19 protein-coding genes are annotated in these 22,598 nt (G+C 42.0%); 10 read left to right on the top strand and 9 right to left on the bottom strand.

Going from position 1 to position 22,598, the window contains the following annotated elements:
- Nucleotides 1-32: 32 nt before the first annotated feature.
- The 6 genes from rpsG to W03_RS04050 all read right to left on the bottom strand — a co-directional run bounded on the left by rpsG (nucleotide 33) and on the right by W03_RS04050 (nucleotide 5,186).
- The gene (gene rpsG / locus W03_RS04075; protein ID WP_244071642.1) at nucleotides 33-503 is read right to left on the bottom strand and encodes a 30S ribosomal protein S7; all 471 of its coding nucleotides are present in this window, start codon (nucleotides 501-503) and stop codon (nucleotides 33-35) included.
- 75 nt (nucleotides 504-578) lie between these two features.
- Nucleotides 579-956, bottom strand: coding sequence for a 30S ribosomal protein S12 (gene rpsL, locus W03_RS04070; protein ID WP_244071640.1), 378 nt, complete (start codon nucleotides 954-956; stop codon nucleotides 579-581).
- Between the two features lie 295 nt (nucleotides 957-1,251).
- Nucleotides 1,252-1,737 carry a YajQ family cyclic di-GMP-binding protein gene (locus W03_RS04065; protein ID WP_244071638.1) on the bottom strand — a complete coding sequence of 162 codons (486 nt, stop codon included), beginning with the start codon at nucleotides 1,735-1,737 and terminating at the stop codon, nucleotides 1,252-1,254.
- Nucleotides 1,738-1,770: 33 nt separating this feature from the next.
- A complete protein-coding gene (locus W03_RS04060; RefSeq protein ID WP_244071635.1) occupies nucleotides 1,771-2,988 on the bottom strand; it encodes an argininosuccinate synthase in 1,218 nt (405 codons plus the stop codon).
- A gap of 57 nt (nucleotides 2,989-3,045) precedes the next feature.
- Nucleotides 3,046-3,966 carry an ornithine carbamoyltransferase gene (gene argF / locus W03_RS04055; RefSeq protein WP_244071633.1) on the bottom strand — a complete coding sequence of 307 codons (921 nt, stop codon included), beginning with the start codon at nucleotides 3,964-3,966 and terminating at the stop codon, nucleotides 3,046-3,048.
- A 47-nt stretch (nucleotides 3,967-4,013) separates the two neighbouring features.
- Nucleotides 4,014-5,186: an aspartate aminotransferase family protein gene (locus tag W03_RS04050; protein WP_244071631.1), complete on the bottom strand. Its 1,173-nt coding sequence runs from the start codon at nucleotides 5,184-5,186 to the stop codon at nucleotides 4,014-4,016.
- 294 nt (nucleotides 5,187-5,480) lie between these two features.
- Here W03_RS04050 and gyrA point away from each other — a divergent pair, with 294 nt between their 5' ends.
- The 8 genes from gyrA to W03_RS04010 all read left to right on the top strand — a co-directional run bounded on the left by gyrA (nucleotide 5,481) and on the right by W03_RS04010 (nucleotide 16,725).
- Nucleotides 5,481-8,036: a DNA gyrase subunit A gene (gyrA, locus tag W03_RS04045; RefSeq protein ID WP_244071629.1), complete on the top strand. Its 2,556-nt coding sequence runs from the start codon at nucleotides 5,481-5,483 to the stop codon at nucleotides 8,034-8,036.
- A 37-nt stretch (nucleotides 8,037-8,073) separates the two neighbouring features.
- The gene (gene serC, locus W03_RS04040) at nucleotides 8,074-9,159 is read left to right on the top strand and encodes a 3-phosphoserine/phosphohydroxythreonine transaminase (RefSeq protein ID WP_244071626.1); all 1,086 of its coding nucleotides are present in this window, start codon (nucleotides 8,074-8,076) and stop codon (nucleotides 9,157-9,159) included.
- Nucleotides 9,152-10,354 (top strand): phosphoglycerate dehydrogenase, encoded by a 1,203-nt coding sequence (locus tag W03_RS04035; protein ID WP_244071624.1) that lies wholly within the window; start codon nucleotides 9,152-9,154, stop codon nucleotides 10,352-10,354. The genes serC and W03_RS04035 overlap by 8 nt, the downstream gene beginning before the upstream one ends.
- A 32-nt stretch (nucleotides 10,355-10,386) precedes the next feature.
- A complete protein-coding gene (gene pheA / locus W03_RS04030) occupies nucleotides 10,387-11,466 on the top strand; it encodes a prephenate dehydratase (RefSeq protein ID WP_244071623.1) in 1,080 nt (359 codons plus the stop codon).
- Between the two features lie 76 nt (nucleotides 11,467-11,542).
- Nucleotides 11,543-12,661: a histidinol-phosphate transaminase gene (gene hisC, locus W03_RS04025; protein ID WP_244071621.1), complete on the top strand. Its 1,119-nt coding sequence runs from the start codon at nucleotides 11,543-11,545 to the stop codon at nucleotides 12,659-12,661.
- Entirely contained in the window at nucleotides 12,658-13,674 is a 1,017-nt protein-coding gene (aroF, locus tag W03_RS04020; protein WP_244071619.1) for a 3-deoxy-7-phosphoheptulonate synthase, read from the top strand. Before hisC ends, aroF begins: the two co-directional genes overlap by 4 nt.
- Nucleotides 13,675-13,704: 30 nt before the next feature.
- On the top strand, nucleotides 13,705-14,589 hold the full coding sequence (locus W03_RS04015) for a prephenate dehydrogenase/arogenate dehydrogenase family protein (RefSeq protein WP_244071617.1): 885 nt from the start codon (nucleotides 13,705-13,707) through the stop codon (nucleotides 14,587-14,589).
- Between the two features lie 558 nt (nucleotides 14,590-15,147).
- Nucleotides 15,148-16,725: a galactose oxidase-like domain-containing protein gene (locus tag W03_RS04010; RefSeq protein WP_244071615.1), complete on the top strand. Its 1,578-nt coding sequence runs from the start codon at nucleotides 15,148-15,150 to the stop codon at nucleotides 16,723-16,725.
- Nucleotides 16,726-16,780: 55 nt separating this feature from the next.
- Here the strand turns inward: W03_RS04010 and uvrB are convergent, their stop codons facing one another.
- A complete protein-coding gene (gene uvrB, locus W03_RS04005) occupies nucleotides 16,781-18,811 on the bottom strand; it encodes an excinuclease ABC subunit UvrB (RefSeq protein ID WP_279599998.1) in 2,031 nt (676 codons plus the stop codon).
- Nucleotides 18,812-18,889: 78 nt separating this feature from the next.
- Here uvrB and W03_RS04000 point away from each other — a divergent pair, with 78 nt between their 5' ends.
- Nucleotides 18,890-20,083 (top strand): pyridoxal phosphate-dependent aminotransferase, encoded by a 1,194-nt coding sequence (locus tag W03_RS04000; protein WP_244071612.1) that lies wholly within the window; start codon nucleotides 18,890-18,892, stop codon nucleotides 20,081-20,083.
- A 23-nt stretch (nucleotides 20,084-20,106) separates the two neighbouring features.
- On the opposite strand, the gene flhC is transcribed toward W03_RS04000, so the two are convergent.
- Together flhC and flhD are read right to left on the bottom strand one after the other, a co-directional pair.
- The gene (flhC, locus tag W03_RS03995; protein ID WP_244071611.1) at nucleotides 20,107-20,646 is read right to left on the bottom strand and encodes a flagellar transcriptional regulator FlhC; all 540 of its coding nucleotides are present in this window, start codon (nucleotides 20,644-20,646) and stop codon (nucleotides 20,107-20,109) included.
- 11 nt (nucleotides 20,647-20,657) lie between these two features.
- Complete coding sequence (gene flhD, locus W03_RS03990; protein WP_244071609.1) at nucleotides 20,658-20,975, bottom strand: flagellar transcriptional regulator FlhD; 318 nt, start codon at nucleotides 20,973-20,975, stop codon at nucleotides 20,658-20,660.
- A 437-nt stretch (nucleotides 20,976-21,412) separates the two neighbouring features.
- On the opposite strand from flhD, the gene W03_RS03985 reads away from it, so the two are divergent.
- Nucleotides 21,413-22,591: a DNA-binding response regulator gene (locus W03_RS03985; protein WP_244071607.1), complete on the top strand. Its 1,179-nt coding sequence runs from the start codon at nucleotides 21,413-21,415 to the stop codon at nucleotides 22,589-22,591.
- The last annotated feature ends 7 nt before the right edge of the window (nucleotides 22,592-22,598 follow it).

The raw sequence follows: 22,598 nt of genomic DNA, 5'->3' as shown, positions 1-22,598 counted from the left end.
TACTTTAATAATTAGAACAAATTAGCCGGAAACTAAAATCTAAAATGAGAAAATGCTTTATTTGATTCCGCCATTCTATGAACTTCTTCACGCTTTTTTACCGCACCCCCACGCCCCTCTGCGGCTTCAGATAGCTCACCCGCCAGCCTAGCATCCATTGATTTCTCATTTCTTTTTCTGGCCGCATCTCGCAACCATCGCATTGCCAAAGCATTCCTTCTGACCGAACGCACCTCGACCGGAACTTGGTAGTTAGCGCCACCAACTCTACGGCTTTTAACTTCCACTATTGGCCTAACATTGGTCAAAGCTTGCGTAAATATAACCACAGGATCCGCTCCCATCTTTTTCTCTATCTGGCTTAGCGCTTTATAAATAATGCTCTCCGCCACAGATTTTTTCCCTCGAGTCATAAGCACATTTACAAACTTAGCTAATTCAACATTATGATACTTAGGATCAGGCAGTATCTCCCGCTTTGGCACTTCTCTACGTCTTGGCATTATATTTAATCAACCCTATACTTTTTTAACTCACCACTTATCTTGCACATCCGATTGTTTTTGACCCAACCGTCATTAAGCGCTTTTCGGCCTTTTAGATCCATATTTTGAGCGACCTTGCTTGCGATCTTTTACCCCTGCCGTATCTAGACTACCCCTAACTGTATGATACCTCACCCCAGGCAAATCTCTTACGCGCCCTCCTCTAATCAACACCACGGAATGCTCTTGAAGATTATGTCCTTCACCGCCAATGTAACTTGAAACCTCGAATCCATTCGTTAGTCTCACACGCGCAACTTTCCGCAAAGCGGAGTTAGGCTTTTTAGGTGTAGTTGTATACACCCTCGTACAAACCCCCCTCTTTTGTGGACTATTCCCTAGCGCAGGTACATTACTTTTAACCCGTTTAGCCTTACGTGGCTTTCTAACTAATTGACTAATTGTAGGCATTTCTATTTCTACATCCTAAAAAAGCTTAAGGAATTCATTTTATTCCTCAAGACACTTGCTTAACCTATCTGAATATGCAACACAACCATATCTTCAACTATGGGAGTTAATTGAAATCCACTCATCAAAACAACCAGAAAAACAGACACAACCAAAAAGAGTGCGGATTCTATGGGGTTTATTACTCTCTGTCAAGACAAGACAAAAAACACAAAAGATCTTCTCAGGAGATGCCAATAATTCCTTATCCTTTAGCATCTCAATCAAGCTTTGTATTGTAACACTTAATTCGCGCTTATTCTCTAAAATTCTGAAATTGGAGCGGAAAATCATGAACTATTTTCTTAACCAATTGTATCGCTTCCTGTAACAAATCCTTTTTACTCCCTGTCACACGGACAGTATCGCTTTGTATGCTCGCCTGAACTTTCAATTTACTATCTTTTATTGCTTTCACAATTTTTTTCGACAAATCTGAATCAAGGCCTGTTTTAACCACAATGATCTTTTTTACTTTGTTGCCGCCAATTTTTTCGACTGACTGCGCATCCAAACAACGCACATCGATACCTCTCTTAGTGAGCTTTGTCCTTAAAATATCAAGAATTTGCTCCAACTTAAACTCATCGTCTGCATACAATATTAACTGACTATCTACACACTCCACTCTTGCATCGGAACCCTTAAAATCAAAGCGAGTTCCTACTTCTTTATTGACTTGATCGACAGCATTTCTAACTTCTTGTTTATCTACTTCCGACACAATATCAAATGAGGGCATAGATTTTTACTTGAAATTCGATAACTTTTTTATTCATTTTCTCTTGGCCAGATTAGCCGCAATTCGCAACCTGAGTGCATTAAGTTTTATAAAACCAGCCGCATCTTCCTGATTATAAGCACCCGCATCATCTTCGAAGGTCGCTATATTAGGATCAAACAGCGAGTCATTTTTTGAGTCTCTGCCGACCACTATAACATTTCCCTTGTACAGCTTGAGCCTAACCCATCCATTGACACTTTTTTGTGTAGCATCAATCATAGATTGCATCATTCTGCGCTCCGGACTCCACCAATAGCCGTTATAGATCAATGCAGCATATCGTGGCATCAAATCGTCTTTCAAATGCGCAACCTCCCTATCTAGGGTCACAGACTCTATAGCACGATGCGCGCGCAACAAAATCGTCCCACCCGGCGTTTCATAACATCCTCTTGATTTCATCCCAACATAGCGATTCTCTACCAAATCCAGCCGTCCGATCCCATGCTTACCCCCCAACTGATTCAGTTGCTGCAATACGTTCGCCGGCGATAATGTACTCCCATTCAATGCAACAACATCACCTTGTTTAAATTCTATATCTAAATACTCTGGCTGGTCCGGCGCTTGTTCGGGCGATACACTCCAGCGCCACATCGATTCCTCTGGCTCGACCGCCGGATCCTCCAAAATTCTACCCTCATAAGAGATATGCAAAAGATTGGCATCCATGCTGTAAGGCGAGCCTATTTTTTTCTTCATTTCAACCGGAATGCCATTCTTTTCGGCATATTCCAGTAATTTTTCCCGTGATGTTAAATCCCATTCACGCCAGGGTGCAATTACATGTATATTCGGCTGCAATGCATAATAGCCCAATTCAAAGCGAACTTGATCGTTGCCTTTCCCTGTTGCACCATGCGAAACCGCATCAGCTCCCGTAGCACTCGCTATCTCAATCTGCCTTTTAGCGATCAGTGGCCGCGCTATGCTCGTACCCAATAAATACTCGCCTTCATAAACTGCATTAGCGCGAAACATTGGAAAAACGAAATCACGCACAAATTCTTCGCGCAAGTTGTCAATATAAATCTCTTTTACTCCAAGCTGTTTAGCCTTGACACGCGCCGGCTCGACCTCTTCTCCTTGTCCAATGTCTGCGGTAAAAGTCACCACCTCACATTGATAAGTATCTTGCAACCACTTCAGAATTACCGAAGTATCCAATCCTCCAGAAAAAGCCAAAACCACTTTATGAATTTTTTTCATGATCCATGTAGCTACATTTATTGTTTGATATAGAATTTATTATTTATTCGAGAATACTTAATTACTTAAATCACCTAATAGTAAGTATTCCATTAATGCTTTTTGTGTATGCAATCGATTTTCCGCCTCGTCCCACACTACAGATTGCGCCCCTTCCAATACTTCAGCGCTCACTTCCTCTCCGCGATGCGCCGGCAAACAATGCATAAATAACGCATTTTCTTTGGCTAAAGACATCATTTCTGTATCCACACAAAAATTCGCAAAGTCACTTTTTCTTTGCTCAGTCTCCGACTCAAAACCCATACTCGTCCACACATCAGTCGTTACCAAGTCGACACCTGCTACAGCTTCGTTGGGATCCTCAAATTCCTCATAATGCGATTGATCATTCAAGCCGATTTGCACCGGATCAATGGTGTAACCAGGAGGCGCCGATACGTGTACCTTAAAATCAAAAATCTCTGCGGCTTGTAACCAGGTATTACACATATTATTGGGATCGCCTATCCAAGCCACGGTTTTACCTTCAATGCTGCCGCGATGCTCTACATAGGTAAATATATCGCTTAGAATTTGGCACGGGTGATACTTATCCGTCAACCCATTAATCACAGGAACCCTCGAATGTTCGGCAAAACATTGAATGGTACTGTGTTCATAGGTACGTATCATGATGATATCGATCATTCGTGAAATGACGCGCGCCGAATCTTCTACCGGCTCACCGCGCCCGAGCTGCGTATCGCGGGTAGACAAATAAATCACAGCCCCACCTAATTGACTCATTCCAGCTTCAAAAGACAAACGCGTACGTGTCGACTGCTTATCAAAAATCATAGCTAAAGTTCGATCAATGAGCGGCCAATATTGACGATATTGCTTAAATTCTTGTTTTATCCAGCGAGTACGATTAAATAAATATTCATACTCTTCACGAGAAAAATCTTTGAACTGCAGGAAATGCTTTAATTGCATAACAAAACCAATAACCAACCAAATCCATCAAAACTTTTGAATCATGCTTAGTTATTTAGAAACTCCTTTATCAACGGGCAGAGTATATCAACGACCTGCTCCGCTTCACTTTGCTGCATCACAAATGCGGGTAGCAAACGTATCACTCTATCCGACGTTACATTAATCAATAACTTCCTCTCTAAAGCTCTTTTGACCAAATCGGTACAGGGAGTCGATAATTCAATACCAGTAATCAAACCTTGGCCTCGAACTTGTATTACACCTTTTTGGCCTGCCAATTGGCGATTAAATTGATCACGTAGAAAACTACCCAACTTCACCACGTGATCCAGCAAGCCTTCATCAGATATCACCGCCAACGTTTCAAGCGCAGCAGCACACGCCAATGGATTACCACCGAAGGTAGAAGCATGGTTACCCGGCTGAAAAACTTCTGCTGCAGCACCTTTTGCCAGACAAGCTCCAATAGGCACGCCACCACCCAATCCCTTAGCTAAGGTCACGACATCCGGAACGATATGACTATGCTGAAACGCAAACCATCTTCCACTACGCCCGATACCCGATTGTACTTCATCCAACATTAACAACCAATCGTTCCGAGTACATAATTCACGCAATCCTTGCAAATAATGGGTTTCGGGAATATTCACGCCGCCTTCACCCTGGAAAGGCTCGACCAACAACGCCACGACTTCTTTATTGTTGATCGCAACCTGCGCAACAGCTTCCAAATTATTGTAAGGGACGCGCACGAAACCTGTCATCAGCGGTTCAAATCCAGCTTGCACTTTACGATTGCCGCTTGCCGTTAAAGTTGCCATAGTACGGCCATGAAATGATCGTTCCATGACAATAATCGTCGGCAAAGAAATGCCTTTATTATGCCCATAGAGTCTTGCAAGTTTTATCGCCGCTTCATTCGCTTCTGCCCCGGAATTACAAAAAAACGCCTTGTCCATTCCAGATAAAGCTACTAGGCGATCAGCCAATCGCTCTTGTTTTTCGATACGAAAAAGATTAGAGGTATGAATTAATGTTGTAGCTTGCTGACAAATTGCTTTTGCCAACCGAGGATGACAATGTCCTAATCCACAAACCGCAACACCTGATAATGCATCTAAATAACGCTGTCCTTGATCATCCCAAAGCCACACCCCTTCTCCTCTAGTAAAGGTAACAGGGAGTCTCGCGTAGGTATTCATTAAATTATTCACTTGCAGCACTCACTTAAAAGACCCTGGATTAATTTAAATTAAAATAAACAACACTAACCAGCAACTCAAATCGAAACTTTCGGAAAAGCTAAAAAGCTATCATGGTCACTTATTTAATTTGGTTTTTCAAGTCATTTGTAAGAGAAAATTATTGTAACAGCACTGTTTTTCTATCGAAACATCAAAGATATCAGAGAATCAATCACAACATGATAGAATGTGCCCATTTATTTATTTCGTTACCTAATAGCTGCTAATAATCCCTAGCAGACTCTGTCGTTTTATAAAACACACATGAATCAGTTCGCCAAGGAAACGTTACCCGTTAGTCTGGAAGAAGAAATGCGGCGTTCCTATCTCGATTATGCAATGAGCGTAATCGTTGGACGCGCCCTACCTGATGTTCGAGATGGACTGAAGCCTGTACATCGGCGTGTGCTATACGCGATGCACGAACTTTCCAATGATTGGAACAGGCCTTATAAAAAATCTGCACGCATCGTTGGTGATGTTATTGGTAAGTATCACCCGCATGGTGATACCGCCGTCTATGACACCATTGTGCGGATGGCTCAGCATTTTTCGCTGCGCTATATGCTGATTGATGGTCAAGGTAACTTTGGCTCTGTGGATGGAGATAATGCTGCTGCAATGCGTTATACCGAAATCCGTATGTCGCGCATCGCTCACGAATTGCTAGTTGATCTTGATAAAGAAACGGTGGATTTCGGACCGAATTACGATGAATCCGAACATGAACCACTAATTCTTCCAACCAAAATTCCTAATCTGTTGATTAATGGCTCATCGGGCATTGCTGTTGGGATGGCAACCAATATACCCCCTCATAATCTGAATGAAGTCATTGACGCTTGCCTTGCATTACTCAACAACCCCAATATCAGTATTGACGAGCTCATTGAGTGCATACCGGCACCAGATTTTCCTACTGCTGGAATCATATATGGAATCAACGGGGTACGAGACGGTTATCGTACGGGACGCGGACGCGTGGTAATGCGCGCCCGCACGCATATTGAAGATTTGGAAAAAGGCAGTCGGCAAAGCATCATCATTGATGAACTACCGTATCAGGTCAATAAAGCCAATCTATTGATTCGTATCGGTGAGTTAGTGCGCGATAAAAAAATCGAAGGTATTTCAGATTTACGAGACGAATCAGACAAGTCTGGTATGCGTGTCGTGATAGAACTGAAACGCGGAGAAATGCCGGAAGTCATTCTGAACAACCTGCATAAAGAAACGCAAATGCAGGATACCTTTGGTATGAATATGGTTGCGCTGATCGATGGTCAGCCGCGTTTAATGAATCTTAAGCAAATCCTCGAAGCTTTTCTACGCCATCGACGCGAGGTAGTTACACGCCGCACAGCCTTTGAATTGAAAAAAGCGCGTGAGCGCGGCCACTTACTAGAAGGCTTAGCCGTTGCACTTTCTAATGTCGACGAAATCATTGCATTAATCAAAGCGGCACCAACACCAGCCGATGCAAAAGTAGCTCTAATGGCGAGAGTTTGGCGCTCGCAGCTAGTAGCAGAAATGTTATCAAGAGCCATTGCGGACTCTAGTGCGCTGCGCCCCGATGGATTAGATCCAGTTTTTGGACTGCAACAACAAGGTTATCGATTATCTGATGCGCAAGCACAAGCCATTCTTGAACTACGTTTACAACGTTTAACCGGATTGGAACAAGAAAAAATAGTTTCTGAATACAAGGAAATCATCGATAGAATCATCGACTTCCTTGATATTCTCGCAAATCCAGAACGCATTACCCTGATTATTACTGATGAGCTTAATGCGATAAAATTACAATTCGGTGACGCACGACGCAGTGAGATTATTTTTGATACACAAGATTTAAGTGTAGAAGACTTGATTGCACCCGCTGACGTAGTTGTTACCCTGTCGCATAGCGGCTATATCAAATCGCAATTGCTCGATGAGTATCAAGCACAAAAACGTGGCGGTCGCGGAAAATTGGCCACCAGCACCAAGGATGATGACTTCATCGATAAACTGTTCATTGCCAATACGCACGACTATATCCTCTGCTTCTCTAGCCTAGGACGCGTATATTGGATTAAAGTCTACGAAGTTCCACAGGGTGGTCGCCTATCACGCGGCAAGCCTATCATTAACTGGGTACAGCTAGAAGAAGGTGAAAAAATCAACGCGATACTACCCGTTAAGTCTTTTGATGAAACACGCTTTGTCTTTATGTCCACAGCTTTTGGCACTGTAAAGAAAACACCTTTATCAGAATTTTCTCGACCACGCAATAATGGCATTATCGCTATAGGATTAGATGAAGGAGATTATCTAATTGGCGTTGAGTTAACCGAAGGAAAGCACGACGTCATGTTATTTTCTGATAATGGTAAAGCGACCCGCTTTAATGAGAATGATGTTCGTCCGATGGGACGCACTGCTCGTGGCGTACGCGGCATGAAACTCGGTTCAGGACAAAAAGTAATATCGATGCTGGTTGCCGAAGATGAAGAGTTAACTGTATTAACAGCTACTGAAAATGGCTATGGCAAACGTACTCCGATCAGCGAATACACGCGCCATAATCGCGGTACGCAAGGCATGATCGCAATTATTACCAGCCCACGCAATGGTAAAGTTGTAACCGCCAAACTGGTCAGACCTGATGATGAAATCATGTTGATTACTTCCGGTGGCATCATGATTCGCACACGCGTCAAGGAAGTACGTGAAATGAGTCGTGCGACCCAAGGTGTTACACTCATCAATCTAGATTCTGGCGAAAAACTTGCAGGTCTGGAACGCGTAGTAGAAAATGAAGAAGATACGGATAATTGAAATTGCACTCATCAATTGGATAACAAGACCATAAATTATGATTTATAATTTCAGCGCCGGACCCGCCATTCTTCCTAAGGAAGTATTAGAGCAAGCACGTGATGAAATGCTGGATTGGCACGGTAGCGGTATGTCCGTCATGGAAATGAGTCATCGCGGTAAGGAATTTATGGCGATTGCCGAGCAAACCGAACATGATTTACGTGAATTAGCTCAAATACCCAGCAATTATAAGGTGTTGTTCTTACAAGGCGGTGCCTCTAGTCAATTTGCGATGGTTCCTATGAATCTGCTGCAAGGGAAAAAGAAATCTGACTATATTAATACCGGTCAATGGTCGAGCAAAGCAATTGAAGAAGCCAGCAAATATTGCACTGTGAATGTTGCCGCTTCATCTTCTGATCGCAATTTTACCTATATCCCTTCACAAGATCAGTGGCAACTGGACCCTGAAGCTGCATATATACATTACACGAGCAACGAAACTATCGGCGGGGTGGAATTCCATTGGACACCGCAAATCGACCCTAATCGCAATATTCCACTGGTCGTCGATATGTCCTCTGATATTTTGTCTCGTCCAGTAAATGTCAGTCAGTTCGGACTGATTTATGCGGGCGCACAAAAAAATTTAGGTCCCGCCGGTCTAACCATTGTGATTGTTTTAGAAGATTTATTAGGAAAATCTCTGGCGAATACCCCAACGCTTTTCGATTATCATATCCATGCAAAGAATGATTCTATGTATAACACACCGCCAACCTACGCCATGTATATTACTGGGTTGGTATTGCAGTGGCTGAAGCAAAAAGGAGGCTTGGAAGGAATTGAAGCTATCAATATTGCCAAAGCCAATTTGTTATATGATTTCCTGGATAATACCGAGTACTATCACTGTCCGGTGGCAAAATCAGATCGATCACGCATGAATGTTCCTTTCACGTTACACGACTCAGCTTCGGATGATGCGTTTCTCAAACAAGCAAAATTAAATGGATTGATTCAATTAAAAGGGCACCGCTCAGTTGGTGGCATGCGTGCATCGATATACAATGCTATGCCACTCGAAGGTGTAGAAAAATTGGTAGCATTCATGAAGGAGTTTGCCGATCACCATGCCTGAATTCCAGTCAAATATTTTTAAGATACAAACTGCGAATCACATTTCTCCCCTGGGCTTAAGTCGATTTCCTGTCAATTGTTATCAAATTGGTAATGACATCGCCCAACCAGATGCAATCCTGGTGCGTTCGTTTAACTTACTCAATGCAGAGATTCCCTTGAGTGTCAAAGCTATTGGACGCGCCGGTGCAGGCACTAACAATATTCCGGTACAAGCAATGAATGCGCGTGGTGTACCTGTATTTAATACACCTGGCGCAAACGCCAATGCTGTCAAAGAATTGGTATTGGCTAGCATGTTTTTAGCAGCACGTAATCTTGTCCCTGCATTAGAATTCATAAAAACCTTGCAAGGTGACGATGCAACACTCAATATGCGTGCTGAGGATGGAAAAAAACGCTATTCAGGTATTGAATTGCCAGGACGCACACTGGGCATAATCGGATTAGGTGAGATTGGCCGATTGGTCGCCAATGCATCCGTCAAGCTAGGCATGAAAGTCATCGGTTATGATCCCAAAATCACGGTCGATTCAGCCTGGAGTTTATCTGCAGAGGTTAAAAAGGCAAATAGCTTAGAGGACTTACTCCGACGCAGTGATTTTATCAGCGTACATGTTCCTTTATTGGATTCCACCTATCATTTGATCGATGAAAAGAGTATCCAATTGATGAAACAAGGAGTTATTACGCTGAACTTTTCTCGCAGTGCGATCGTAGATGAGGACGCCATTCTGAACGGTATATCAACAGGTAAAATTCGATATTATGTCTGCGATTTTCCGAGTAAAAAACTACAACATCACGAATCCGTCATTACCTTACCGCATCTTGGCGCATCCACTCTAGAAGCGGAAGAAAATTGCGCAGTGATGGTAGTCAATCAACTGATCGATTATTTGCAAAATGGCAACATCACCAATACCGTTAATTTTCCTGATACCCAGATGGAGCGTGAATGCCCTTACCGTGTCGCAGTCGCAAACGCCAATGTACCGAATATTCTGGGACAAATCTCCACCAGTATGGCGAAAGCTGGACTTAACATTCACAACATGATCAACAAATCTCGCGGAGAAATGGCATATACATTGGTTGATGTAGATAGCCCGATACCCGTAGAAGTTCTGAATGAAATCAACGCAATCAACGGAGTTCTAATGGCTCGCTACATTCCTGCGCCTGATTCCTGTTGATACAAAATATTATGTAACTTCAATTCTTTTTTATGCTTAAAATTCTTAAACCGCTGCGAGATCAAATTGATACGATCGATGCAGAATTACTCGGATTACTTAACCAGCGCGCTGAACTGGCACACAAGATTGGTGAAATCAAACGGGATAGTAACAACAATATCGCGTACCGCCCCGAACGTGAAGCTCAAATACTGACACATATTCAGCAACAGAACCCTGGTCCATTAAGCAACGCGCACATCCAGCAACTCTTCATTGAAATCATGTCGGCGTGTCGCGCTTTAGAAAAATCGATACGGGTCGCCTACCTCGGTCCAAGTGGAACTTTCTCAGAAGATGCTGTACTTAAACGATTTGGTAATGCAGTTACCTTGATAGCCTGTGATTCCATTGATGAAGTATTTCGCGCAGTCGAGCTTGATAGTGCGGATTATGGTGTCGTCCCGGTTGAAAACTCCACTGAAGGTGCGGTCGGTAGAACGATGGATTTACTGCTACAAACCCCCCAGCATATTTGCGGTGAGATTCAATTGCCTATACATCAATCGATAATGTCACGATCTGCTGATTTAGCGCAAATTAAAAGAATTTACTCACACCCACAGTCATTGGCACAATGCCAGCACTGGTTGAAATCAAATTTACCACAGCTCCCCACTTCGGCTTTCATACACGCCAACAGCAATGCGGAAGCAGCTCGTCTCGCGGCAAACGATAAGCTTTCCGCGGCAGTCGGCAGTAAAAGGGCCGCAGGCTTGTTCGGATTAACTATCTGCGCAGAAAATATTGAAGATGATCCCAAAAACACTACACGCTTCTTGATCATTGGCAATCAATGGGTTGATCCATCTGGTAAGGATAAGACTTCATTAGCATTGTCCACACATAACCAATCAGGTGCCATTTATCGAATATTGGAGCCACTCGCCCGATACAATGTTAGTATGAGTCGCTTGGAATCACGGCCATTGCCCACAGGTTTGTGGAGTTATGCATTTTTTATCGACTTAGAAGGACATCAACGCGACAACAATGTAGCGGCCGCGCTTTCCGAAATACGAGAAAAAGCATCTTTCCTGAAAGTACTAGGATCATATCCATCCTCTTAGTTTTGCATTACAAACCATATCTATTCTGCTTAATGCTTAACACTTATTAAATCAATTTCTTGTAGAAGTGCTTTTTATGAATCTTTGTGACTTCGTTCCAGAAAATATTCGGCTAATTCAACCTTACCAACCAGGCAAACCAATCTCCGAGCTAGCACGGGAAATTGGGTTGGAAGCAAGCACAATTATTAAGCTTGCTTCCAACGAGAATCCACTAGGCGTTAGCCCATTAGCGTTAGATGCCATGATTAGTGCCATGCAAAATGTCGCCTTGTATCCCGATGGCAGTGGTTTCGAGCTAAAAGCTGCTTTATCATCCCATTACGATATTAAGTCTGAGCAAATCATTCTCGGCAATGGCTCCAATGACGTATTAGATTTAGTTGCACGCATATTTCTTAAACCCGGGGCATCGGCAGTTTACTCTCAGCATGCTTTTGCAGTATACCCCTTGGTAATACAAATTACCGGCGCGCACGGCATTCAAGTCCCCGCACGAGACTATGGTCACGATCTGCCCGCCATGCTGGATGCAATCAAACCAGAGACGCGCATGGTATTTATCGCCAACCCCAATAACCCAACAGGCACAATATCTAATAACGATGATTTATATCGCTTCATTGGACGAGTATCACGAGACGTATTGATTATCCTCGATGAAGCTTATTATGAATATTTACCAGAAATCAACAGAGCCAACAGCATTCAATGGTTGAAAGAATTTCCGAATTTAATTGTAACGCGGACTTTTTCAAAAATTTATGGTTTAGCGGGTGCACGTGTCGGCTTTGCCATTGCTCACCCCGACGTCGCTGATTTGATGAATCGCGTAAGGCAACCATTCAACGTAAGCAGCGTTGGTTTAGCCGGCGCCTTAGCAGCGCTGAATGATAGTGAATTTGTTCAAAAATCCTACGCATTGAATCGCGCAGGAATGTTGCAACTCACAGACGGTTTTCGTAAGCTCAATATCGAATTTATACCTTCTGTTGGTAATTTCATTAGCTTTCGTATCGAAGGTAATGCTACCAATATACCCAAGGTGTATCAGAGTCTGTTGCACCAAGGCATCATTATCCGTCCACTCGGTATTTATGAAATGCCTCATCATTTAAGAGTGACAATCGGCTTAGCTTCAGAAAACGAACGCTTTTTACATGCACTCGAATACGCTTTAGGAGAGCTAGTATGATAATTGTAATGAAAAAAACGGCTACCGAAGAGCAGATCGATTCAGTAACCGAAAAAATCAAAGCTGCCGGACACGACACTAATATTTCGCGCGGTACTAATCGAATTGTAATTGGCGCCATTGGCGACGAAAGTAAGCTTACTCCGGAAATGTTTGACCCCATGCCTGGCGTAGAATTTTCGATGCACATCGTCAAGCAATACAAAATTGTCTCCAGAGAATCTCACACGACCAACTCCATCATCGATATACGAGGGATTCCAATCGGCGGCAAGCAAATTCAAGTAATTGCCGGTCCCTGTTCAGTTGAAACTCAAGCACAAATGGATTTGGCGGCGCAACAAGTCGTTGCATCAGGATGCCGCTTGATGCGTGGCGGCGCCTTTAAACCACGTACGAGTCCCTATACTTTTCAGGGCACCGGCGTCGATGGATTAAAAATATTCCGTACAGCAGCTGACAAATATCATTTACCGATTGTCACTGAACTAATGGATGTCCGCATGCTAGATACTTTTCTTGAGCAAGATGTTGATCTGATTCAAATCGGCACGCGTAATATGCAAAATTTTGATCTTCTGAAAGAAGTTGGGCGTATTAATAAGCCCGTCATTCTCAAACGTGGTTTATCTGCAACTATCGCTGAATGGTTAATGGCTGCAGAATATATTGCTGCGGGTGGGAATCATCAAATTATTTTTTGCGAACGTGGTATCCGCACCTTCGAAACAGCTTATCGCAATGTCTTGGACATCACATGCATACCCGTTCTAAAACGAGAAACTCATCTCCCGGTTATCATCGATCCATCACATGCGGGTGGAAAATCATGGATGGTTCCTGCACTAGCACGTGCAGCGATTGCGGCAGGCGCTGATGGTTTATTGATAGAAATGCACCCCAACCCTTGTGAGGCCTGGTGCGATTCGGATCAAGCCTTGAGCCCACAAGAACTCAATCAACTGATGGAATCGCTGAACGATATTGCGCGAGCTATTGGCCGCAGTATATAAATAGCACGCAGCATCCATCACGAAAATACTATGAAAAACCAAACCACCCCGCACATTAAGAAACTTGTCATCATCGGTGTAGGTTTGATCGGCGGATCATTTGCACTCGCATTGCGCCAAGCTGGCATGGTCCAACATATCACAGGTATCGGTCGCAATCCAGAAAACATGCAGCGTGCCTTGGAGCAGCGCGTGATCGACGAAATTTCCGATAATTACGCTACAGCGCTCATTGACGCAGACTTGCTGTTTCTCGCTATGCCGGTTGGACAAACCGAACTGATCATGGCACGGATTTCACCTCACTTGGAGCCAAACACGATCATCACGGATGCTGGAAGTACCAAACAAGATGTTATTATATCCGCTCTAAAGCATCTTACAATCCACAATATCGCCAATTTTATTCCAGGCCATCCTATTGCAGGTACAGAACAAAGCGGTGTAACTGCAGCACAAGTTAATTTATTTAAAGATAAACATGTTGTTCTAACGCCTCTTGAACAAACCAACCCAGAAGCACTCGAAATAGTCTGCCAATTATGGCAGGCATGCGGTGCAAAAATTTCAACCATGCATGCTGATGAACATGACCAAATACTGGCCATCACCAGTCATTTGCCACACGTATTGGCGTTCACTATGATGCATTATTTGCATCATAGTACCAATGACCCCAGCAATCTGCTTCGTTTTGCAGGTAGTGGGTTTCGAGACTTTACTCGTATCGCTGGTAGCTCCCCAGAAATGTGGCGTGACATTTGCTTGGCAAACCGCGACGAACTCCTTAAACAGATAAAAACTTACAATACAGAACTAAAAGCTGTGCAGGCATTACTAGAACAAAAAGACCAAACGGGTTTAGAACAAGTATTTCAACAAGCCCAAACAATTCGGCAAAATTGGTACAACTGAATCAAGCGGTTCAGTATCCAAAACATCCGATATAAAAACTGTTGCAACATCGTAACTGCTAATTTGATTGACCTAAGAATCAATCCACTATTCGATTAGGTTAGGTAGTATAAATAATTTTTGCAAAATATTCGCATACGTTTATTGCGAAATAAGAGTACTCGACGTTCCCCTCATTTCCTATTTAGCACCTACGAATTCCGTGAATTTTCTGAGTTTTGTATTCTAATGTTTGCAATCCTTTGCAATCTATTCTCGTCTTGATAATAAATCTTGATAACAAAATAAGGTAATTCATGACAAGCCAGGATAAAAATCCTAATTGAATAGAGTAAACATCCCAGTAGGAAATTTATAAGTTCCAGAAGCCAAAATATGTAACAATTATTAAGTGGTGAATATCACAGAATATTCCAAGCAAAGAATTATAAAATCAATACTTATAAAGCAAGTGGTTGATTCATAAACGCAAATTATTAAATCTAATATAAAGTCAAGTATTCTTTTATTTATATTAGGTTTTTTGATTATTTTATTTTTTTATTTCAGTGTAGGTGTATGATGGTTGCTAAACAGTTTACTTGTGTTATTTCTTTCAAGCTACAAAGCTTAATTCAGGGCTTTATAGTTGCGCTAACTCTTTTAGCGGTTCTACAAAGCTATTCTTCGATTGCTTCTGCAGCATCATCTGCGCATATCAAAGGAGCGTTTGGCCCACTACATAATTGGCCCATCATTCCTATTGCAATGATGCTGATGCCCGATGGTCGAGTATTTGCCTATGGAACAAATACAGCAGGTGCACAAGGCGCAACAATGTATTATGCAATTTGGGATCCTAATTTAGGGACCAATATCAATGCATTTACAGTTTTGCCAAATACAACCAACACTGATATTTTTTGTGCCGGTCATGCACTCATTCCAGCCACAGGTCAAGCTCTAATTGTCGGTGGAGATGCACTAGTAAATGGATTGCGCAATTACGCCAATAGCGACGTCAATATTTTTGATCCAGCAACTGACACATTAATACGTCAACCACAGCAGATGGCTTATAAACGTTGGTATGCAACGAGTGTTACCATGCCAAACGGGGAGCATGTTGTTCTTGGTGGACGGAATGATCGGTTTTTTGCCGGATCCACAACGAAACCTGCGACCACTGCTTCTTATTCACCTACTCCGGAAGTTCGTGCCATCGACGGAAGCTGGCGTTCACTTACAACCGCAACCGACGATTATGCTTATGGGGCCTTAGGTGCAGCTTCCTGGTACTATCCTCGTGCATGGGTAAATCCTCAAGGTAAAATATTCATTCTTTCTCATTGGGATGCCGCATACAAGCTGGATATAACCAATACCGGCACAGTAACGAAATATCAAACCACAAAACCCAAATCAGGTCGTTGGGAATTACCGAGCGTAATGTATGCCCCAGGTAAAATATTTTCTTTGCGTCGGAATCGCACGGCTATTACCGTAAATATCAATGGTAGCGGTGATCCGGTAGTCAGCCCTGCAGGCACACCGAGTGTTGAACGTTTGTACGGAAGCACTACAGTATTAGCGGATGGAAAAGTTTGGATTAATGGAGGATCCTCTTCAGGAAATAGCCTAACAGGTGCAACATTGACTACCGAGCTTTGGAATCCTGCAACCAATACATGGTCTATGGCAGCCAATGCCTCGACCTACAGGCTTTATCACTCTACATCTCTCTTGTTGCCGGATGGCACAATAATCACCGGAGGCGGTGGAGCACCTGGGCCTCTCAAACAATTAAATGGTGAAATTTACTATCCACCTTATTTGTTCAAAAAAGATGGCAGCGGTCAGCTTGCCTTTAGACCGGAAATTATCGATGCGCCAACAACGACTATAGGATGGAATCAAAATTTTTCTGTGGAATCAGACGAGGTCATTAGTCGTGTGACACTTTTACGAGTGGGCGCTGTAACGCATAATCTTGATGCCGAAGCCCGTTTCTTCAATCTTGCAGTACCCATAAAGAATAAAATTGTAACGCTTAAAACCCCTGCAAACGCTAATATTGCACCACCAGGATATTATATGTTGTTTGTTTGGAATTCGATTGGCGTGCCTTCAATTGCAAGAATCATTCACATTAGTTAGTAATAAAGCATTGACCATCGACCAAGGAGTTACAGCAGCACGATTCGGTAACTCCTTAGGTTGAAATCGAAAAACCAATTAGCAGTTTATTCTTAAGAGCTTTGAGTTCATCGCGATATTGTGCAGCTTGCTCAAATTCTAAATTTTTAGCCGCAGTATGCATCTTCTTCTCAATACGCTGAATCTCCTTGGAAAGCTGTGTTTCGCTCATGGTGTTATAGCGTGCTTGCTGTTGCGCAACCTTGAAATCTTGTTGTGCAGTTTCCGAGTTGTACACACCATCAATTAAATCTTTGATACGTTTACTGACAGAGCGCGGAGTAATTTGGTTGCGCTGATTGTGTTGAATTTGCTTTTTCCTTCGACGATTAGTTTCATCAATGGCTGTACGCATGGATCTCGTAATCGTATCTGCGTATAAAATAGCGGTGCCATTGATATGGCGCGCTGCACGACCGATAGTCTGAATTAAGGAGCGTTCAGAACGTAAAAACCCCTCCTTATCCGCATCCAGTATCGCCACAAGAGACACTTCAGGAATATCCAACCCCTCACGCAGTAAATTAATACCAATTAACACATCAAACTGACCCAAGCGTAAATCACGAATAATTTCGACGCGCTCGACCGTATCAATATCCGAGTGCAAGTAGCGTACTTTGATGCGGTGCTCAGAAAAATAATCGGTCAGATCTTCCGCCATACGCTTGGTCAATGTTGTAACCAACACACGCTCATTTTTATTCGTGCGCACAGTGATCTCAGACATCAAATCATCGACTTGGGTTGTAACGGGGCGAATATCAATGATGGGATCGACCAAACCAGTGGGACGCACTACCTGCTCAACCACTTGACCGCTGTGCAATGCTTCATAATTTGCAGGCGTTGCCGAAACAAATATAGTTTGCGGCATCCTACGCTCAAATTCCTCGAACTGAAGTGGTCGGTTGTCCAGCGCCGAAGGCAAGCGGAAACCATAATTCACCAGATTTTCCTTACGGGCTCGATCACCGCGATACATACCGCCGATTTGCGGTACTGTGACATGGCTTTCATCAATGATCATCAAGGCATTTGATGGCAAATAATCCAGCAAAGTTGGCGGTGGCTCGCCAGGTCTTTTACCAGATAGATGCCGAGAATAATTTTCAATGCCTTTACAAAACCCCAGTTCATTTAACATCTCCAAATCAAACCGCGTACGCTGCTCTAGACGTTGTGCCTCCACCAAACGCTGTTCTTGGTAAAAATGCTCTAATCGTTCACGGAGCTCAATTTTGATAGTTTCGATCGCTCGCAAAGTAGTCGATCGCGGCGTGACATAGTGACTGGATGGATAAACAGTATAGCGTAAGAGCTTTTGTAAAATGCGCCCCGTCAACGGATCGAATAATGCCAAGCTATCTACTTCATCATCGAATAATGTCACACGTACAGCAGCCTCAGAGTTTTCTGCCGGAAAAATATCGACCACATCACCTCGAACGCGAAACACACCGCGCTTAAACTCCAATTCATTACGGTCATACTGCATTTCAGTCAATCGCTTAATAATGTCACGCTGGACAATTTTTTCACCATTACGCAAATGTAAAATCATGCCATGATAGTCCACCGGATCGCCAATACCATAGATACATGATACTGTTGCAACAATGATCGCATCATCGCGTTCGAGTAAAGACTTGGTCGCCGACAATCGCATCTGTTCAATATGGTCATTGATACTAGAGTCTTTTTCGATAAACAAATCACGCGCAGGCACATAGGCTTCCGGTTGATAATAATCATAATAGGAGACAAAATACTCGATAGCATTTTCCGGAAAAAACTCACGCATTTCTGCGTAAAGTTGAGCGGCAAGGGTTTTATTGGGCGCCATCACGATAGCCGGTCGTCCTAACCGTGCAATCATATTAGCAATCGTATATGTTTTTCCTGAACCAGTAACGCCGAGTAATGTCTGGAAAGCAAGCCCGTCATGAATACCTTCGATGAGTTTCTCAATTGCCATCGGTTGATCCCCTGCCGGTTCAAATGCTTGATGAAGTTTATAGGGACTATTGGGGAAGGTAATGATCACAGGTATAATTCCATTAATAACTTTGTTTCAATAATATTTTAACACGCTGCTTTATTTACTATCGTACAAGGATTTTTTGTGGAACTTTCTCATCGCGTTCAAAGCATTAAGCCATCCCCTACCCTCGCAGTTACTGCACGTGCTGCGAAATTGAAAGCTGAAGGAAAAAACATCATTGGTTTAGGAGCAGGCGAACCTGATTTTGACACCCCACAGCACATTAAAGACGCCGCAATTGCTGCAATCAATAAGGGTCATACAAAATACACGCCTGTTGGCGGCACCCCAGGTTTAAAAAATGCGATTATAGGAAAATTCAAGCGCGAAAATGACTTTGATTTCGAAACCAAGCAAATTCTGGTTTCATGTGGTGGTAAACAAAGTTTTTTTAATCTCGTTTTGGCGACAATTGATCCTGGTGACGAGGTAATTATTCCTGCGCCTTATTGGGTTTCTTATCCTGATATTGTATTAATAGCTGAAGGCAAGCCAATATTTATTAATACAGGTATTGAGCAGAATTTTAAAATCTCTGCTCAACAACTGGAAGCAGCCATTACGCCAAAGACCAAGATGTTTGTGATCAATAGTCCAAGCAATCCATCAGGAGCGGTTTATTCTTTAGATGAACTAAAAGCGCTGGGGGCAGTACTGCGTAAACATCCGCACATTCTTATTGCAACTGATGACATGTACGAACATATTTTATTGTCAGATCAGAAATTTGTGAATATTGCCAATGCTTGCCCCGATCTATTGCCACAAACCATAGTGCTCAATGGGGTATCTAAAGCATATGCGATGACTGGTTGGCGGATCGGTTACTGTGGAGGATCCACGAAAATCATTACTGCGATGGAGAATATTCAATCCCAAAGTACTTCAAATCCCAGTTCGATATCTCAGGCAGCTGCAGAAGTTGCGCTTAATGGCGATCAATCCTGCATTAAACCAATGGTAACTGCGTTTAAAGAACGCAATCATTTTATTACAGAGCAACTCAACAAAATAAAAGGCATGAAATGCCTAGCTTCCAATGGTGCATTTTATGCTTTCGTGGATATTCGTTCCACAATGGAAGAACTCTATTCGAAAAAATTACTTGCCACTCAAAACGATATCGCATTTAGCGAGTACCTACTGGAACATGCTGGAGTAGCCGTGGTTCCCGGCTCTGCTTTCGGATGTGAGGGATATATGCGCTTGTCTTTTGCTACTTCAATGGAAAATTTGAAGCAGGCGATAAAACGTATGCAAGAACTATTGCGATAAGAGTTCTTTTGATTAAATATTTGCTAGTGGATAGCTGCTAGCATTGCTGCCTTTTTTGTTTTTCCAGCACGAGAAGGAATATTGCAAAGCCCACAAACATGATTGGAATGTATTTCCAGCGAATGCACAACAAACTTCCCGCGACAACTTACACAAGGTGCAATACATAAAACACCGCTATCGATAAAACGTATCAGCGTCCATGCGCGAGTAAGACTAAGCACTTTATCCAATTCATTTACTTTAATATGTTCCATGTACAAACGATAGCTCTTAATCAAAGCATCAATTCCGTCCACACCCGTATTAGTCACTACATAATTATATATATTGATAAAAAGTGAAGAATGCATGTTAGGTTGCCAACTCATAAACCAATCTTCAGAGTAAGGCAACATACCTTTCGGTGGTGACACGCCTCTAATTTCCTTATATAACTTCACCAAGCGTTCGCGACTCAAATTGGTATTCATTTCCAAAACTTGCAGCCTTGCTCCTAACGAAATTAATTCAGTAGCAAGTTGAATCTGCTTGGCTTCAGTTATAATGCTTTTATTACGCATAGCATCGCTCCCTATATCATCGCTTCTGCAGACTTACCTGCCATTAAAATAGAAGCATGCGATTTAGCTACAGATTGATCTCGGCTATCGGTAGATAACATTTCCGCAATTAAACGATCATCAAATCGGAAACGACACAGCAACATGTTTGATGCTGCCATTTTTATCAGTTGTGCAGAAGTTAATTGTTCCAATATATCAGCAACATCTTGGTTAATGCCTAACCGATACATCGCCGATACTCTGTCCTCACGCAGCATTTGTTTGGCTAGTAGCATATAGCTTAAATTAATGTCTCTGATTTCATCGAGAATTTGATTTGAGTCCATTTGCACAATCTCCGATTAGTAAAAAGTATTTAAATTTAAACTAGAAGTTATCTGCCTAGTGTAGAAGGTATTTTCAATGATGCAAGAATTGAAGTAAATGGAAATTATGCTTAAACAGTGTTAGGTAATCTACTCATTCCCATATAGGAAAATTACCTACAAAATTATCTAATTGGAACCTAAAAACAGATTTAAAATTTCTACCATAATATATAAAAGCATCCTCGCTAAATAGAAGATTTAGTCGTATTTCTTATTAATCATTTTCAATAAAATTTTCTATTCATGAGCCTAAATCGCATGTTCGAGAGGAATTACCAATATGCTTACTTACAATAAACATTTTATAAAAATTTAAAGTTCTAACCACAAAATCCGAAGTTATAAGTTATAAATGACTCGCTCCTACATCTTTATAACTAGTTAAGCAGGAAGAAATGAATAGTAAAACAGAACATAATCTTGCAAGGATACTGCATAAAAAAACCGACGACATAAAGGTTCTGATCGTCATGGATAAATACATCCCGGGCACTACTCTAAAAGATATATTTGACATTTGGAGATACAATATCATCGGAATTTGCACATCCAATCAGGAGGTTCTAGATAAAGTAAAGGAAAAAAAACCAGACCTTATTTTTACTGATATAGAACTAACTAATTGTAATGGGATTAATCTTGCACAACAATTGAGCTTTAAACATAAAGATTCTAATTTATCGATTTATTTCACTGCGTATGCAACTGATTTAATTGTACAACGCACCATTAATAGCGCAGCCAGTTTAGGCTATAGCGTTGATAAAAACAGCAAGAAAACTCATATAGATTTTGAGTCATGTTTTCGCCAGCATTATGGAATTAATCTAATGGCGGATCATATTAAACAATCTTTAGCAGAAAAACCTATTCGTATCTTATTAGTAGATGATCAGCAAGTAGTTCTTTGGGGTTTGAAGAAATTTTTTGAAAGCGAGAAACCAAGAATTGAGGTTGTAGGCTCAGCATCCAATGTTTCCGACGCCAAAAGGATTGCAGTCGAAATTAACCCAGATATCATCATATTAAATATCTATATAGATAATACAGATTGCATCAAGCTTATACCTGATTTAACAAATCAAGGAAATACACGGATAGTCATTTTTAGTGAAATGAACGATAAAGATGTAATAGATCGGGCGATATTAAGTGGGGCACGAGGTGTCATACATCGAAGAGAATCAATGGAAACAATACTCCGGGCAATTGAAAAGATCCACGATGGAGAATTATGGCTTGATCGTATAACGACTGGTCGAATATTTCTTCAAAACTCGCGTATGAGAGGAAAAAGATTTCAAGATTCAGAAGCAGAAAAAATAACTACACTTACGCGTAAAGAGTGCACAATTCTAAAAGCCTTTGCGAATGGAATGGGAGGAGAACAGAATAAGCAAATAGCTGCAAAACTGTGCATGAGTGAACATACGCTCCGTAATCATTTAACATCCATTTTTAGTAAATTAGGGATTAAAAATAGATTTAGTCTTTTTGCTTATGCAAAGCAACACATTGAACAGTTTGATTCATTCTGCCCAGTAAACGATGCGTATAATGACCGCAAGCTATAAAAACCCA

It is taken from the genome of Nitrosomonas sp. PY1 (assembly GCF_022836435.1).
GTDB lineage: Bacteria > Pseudomonadota > Gammaproteobacteria > Burkholderiales > Nitrosomonadaceae > Nitrosomonas.
This window is presented reverse-complemented; position numbering and strand designations above follow the sequence as displayed.

What these genes read in the sequence shown, in the direction of transcription:
- rpsG (WP_244071642.1), bottom strand. Translation starts at nt 503, where the DNA reads ATGCCAAGACGTAGAGAAGTGCCAAAGCGGGAGATACTGCCTGATCCT.
- rpsL (WP_244071640.1), bottom strand. Translation starts at nt 956, where the DNA reads ATGCCTACAATTAGTCAATTAGTTAGAAAGCCACGTAAGGCTAAACGG.
- W03_RS04065 (WP_244071638.1), bottom strand. Translation starts at nt 1,737, where the DNA reads ATGCCCTCATTTGATATTGTGTCGGAAGTAGATAAACAAGAAGTTAGA.
- W03_RS04060 (WP_244071635.1), bottom strand. Translation starts at nt 2,988, where the DNA reads ATGAAAAAAATTCATAAAGTGGTTTTGGCTTTTTCTGGAGGATTGGAT.
- argF (WP_244071633.1), bottom strand. Translation starts at nt 3,966, where the DNA reads ATGCAATTAAAGCATTTCCTGCAGTTCAAAGATTTTTCTCGTGAAGAG.
- gyrA (WP_244071629.1), top strand. Translation starts at nt 5,481, where the DNA reads ATGAATCAGTTCGCCAAGGAAACGTTACCCGTTAGTCTGGAAGAAGAA.
- serC (WP_244071626.1), top strand. Translation starts at nt 8,074, where the DNA reads ATGATTTATAATTTCAGCGCCGGACCCGCCATTCTTCCTAAGGAAGTA.
- W03_RS04035 (WP_244071624.1), top strand. Translation starts at nt 9,152, where the DNA reads ATGCCTGAATTCCAGTCAAATATTTTTAAGATACAAACTGCGAATCAC.
- pheA (WP_244071623.1), top strand. Translation starts at nt 10,387, where the DNA reads ATGCTTAAAATTCTTAAACCGCTGCGAGATCAAATTGATACGATCGAT.
- hisC (WP_244071621.1), top strand. Translation starts at nt 11,543, where the DNA reads ATGAATCTTTGTGACTTCGTTCCAGAAAATATTCGGCTAATTCAACCT.
- aroF (WP_244071619.1), top strand. Translation starts at nt 12,658, where the DNA reads ATGATAATTGTAATGAAAAAAACGGCTACCGAAGAGCAGATCGATTCA.
- W03_RS04015 (WP_244071617.1), top strand. Translation starts at nt 13,705, where the DNA reads ATGAAAAACCAAACCACCCCGCACATTAAGAAACTTGTCATCATCGGT.
- W03_RS04010 (WP_244071615.1), top strand. Translation starts at nt 15,148, where the DNA reads ATGATGGTTGCTAAACAGTTTACTTGTGTTATTTCTTTCAAGCTACAA.
- flhC (WP_244071611.1), bottom strand. Translation starts at nt 20,646, where the DNA reads ATGCGTAATAAAAGCATTATAACTGAAGCCAAGCAGATTCAACTTGCT.
- flhD (WP_244071609.1), bottom strand. Translation starts at nt 20,975, where the DNA reads ATGGACTCAAATCAAATTCTCGATGAAATCAGAGACATTAATTTAAGC.
- W03_RS03985 (WP_244071607.1), top strand. Translation starts at nt 21,413, where the DNA reads ATGAATAGTAAAACAGAACATAATCTTGCAAGGATACTGCATAAAAAA.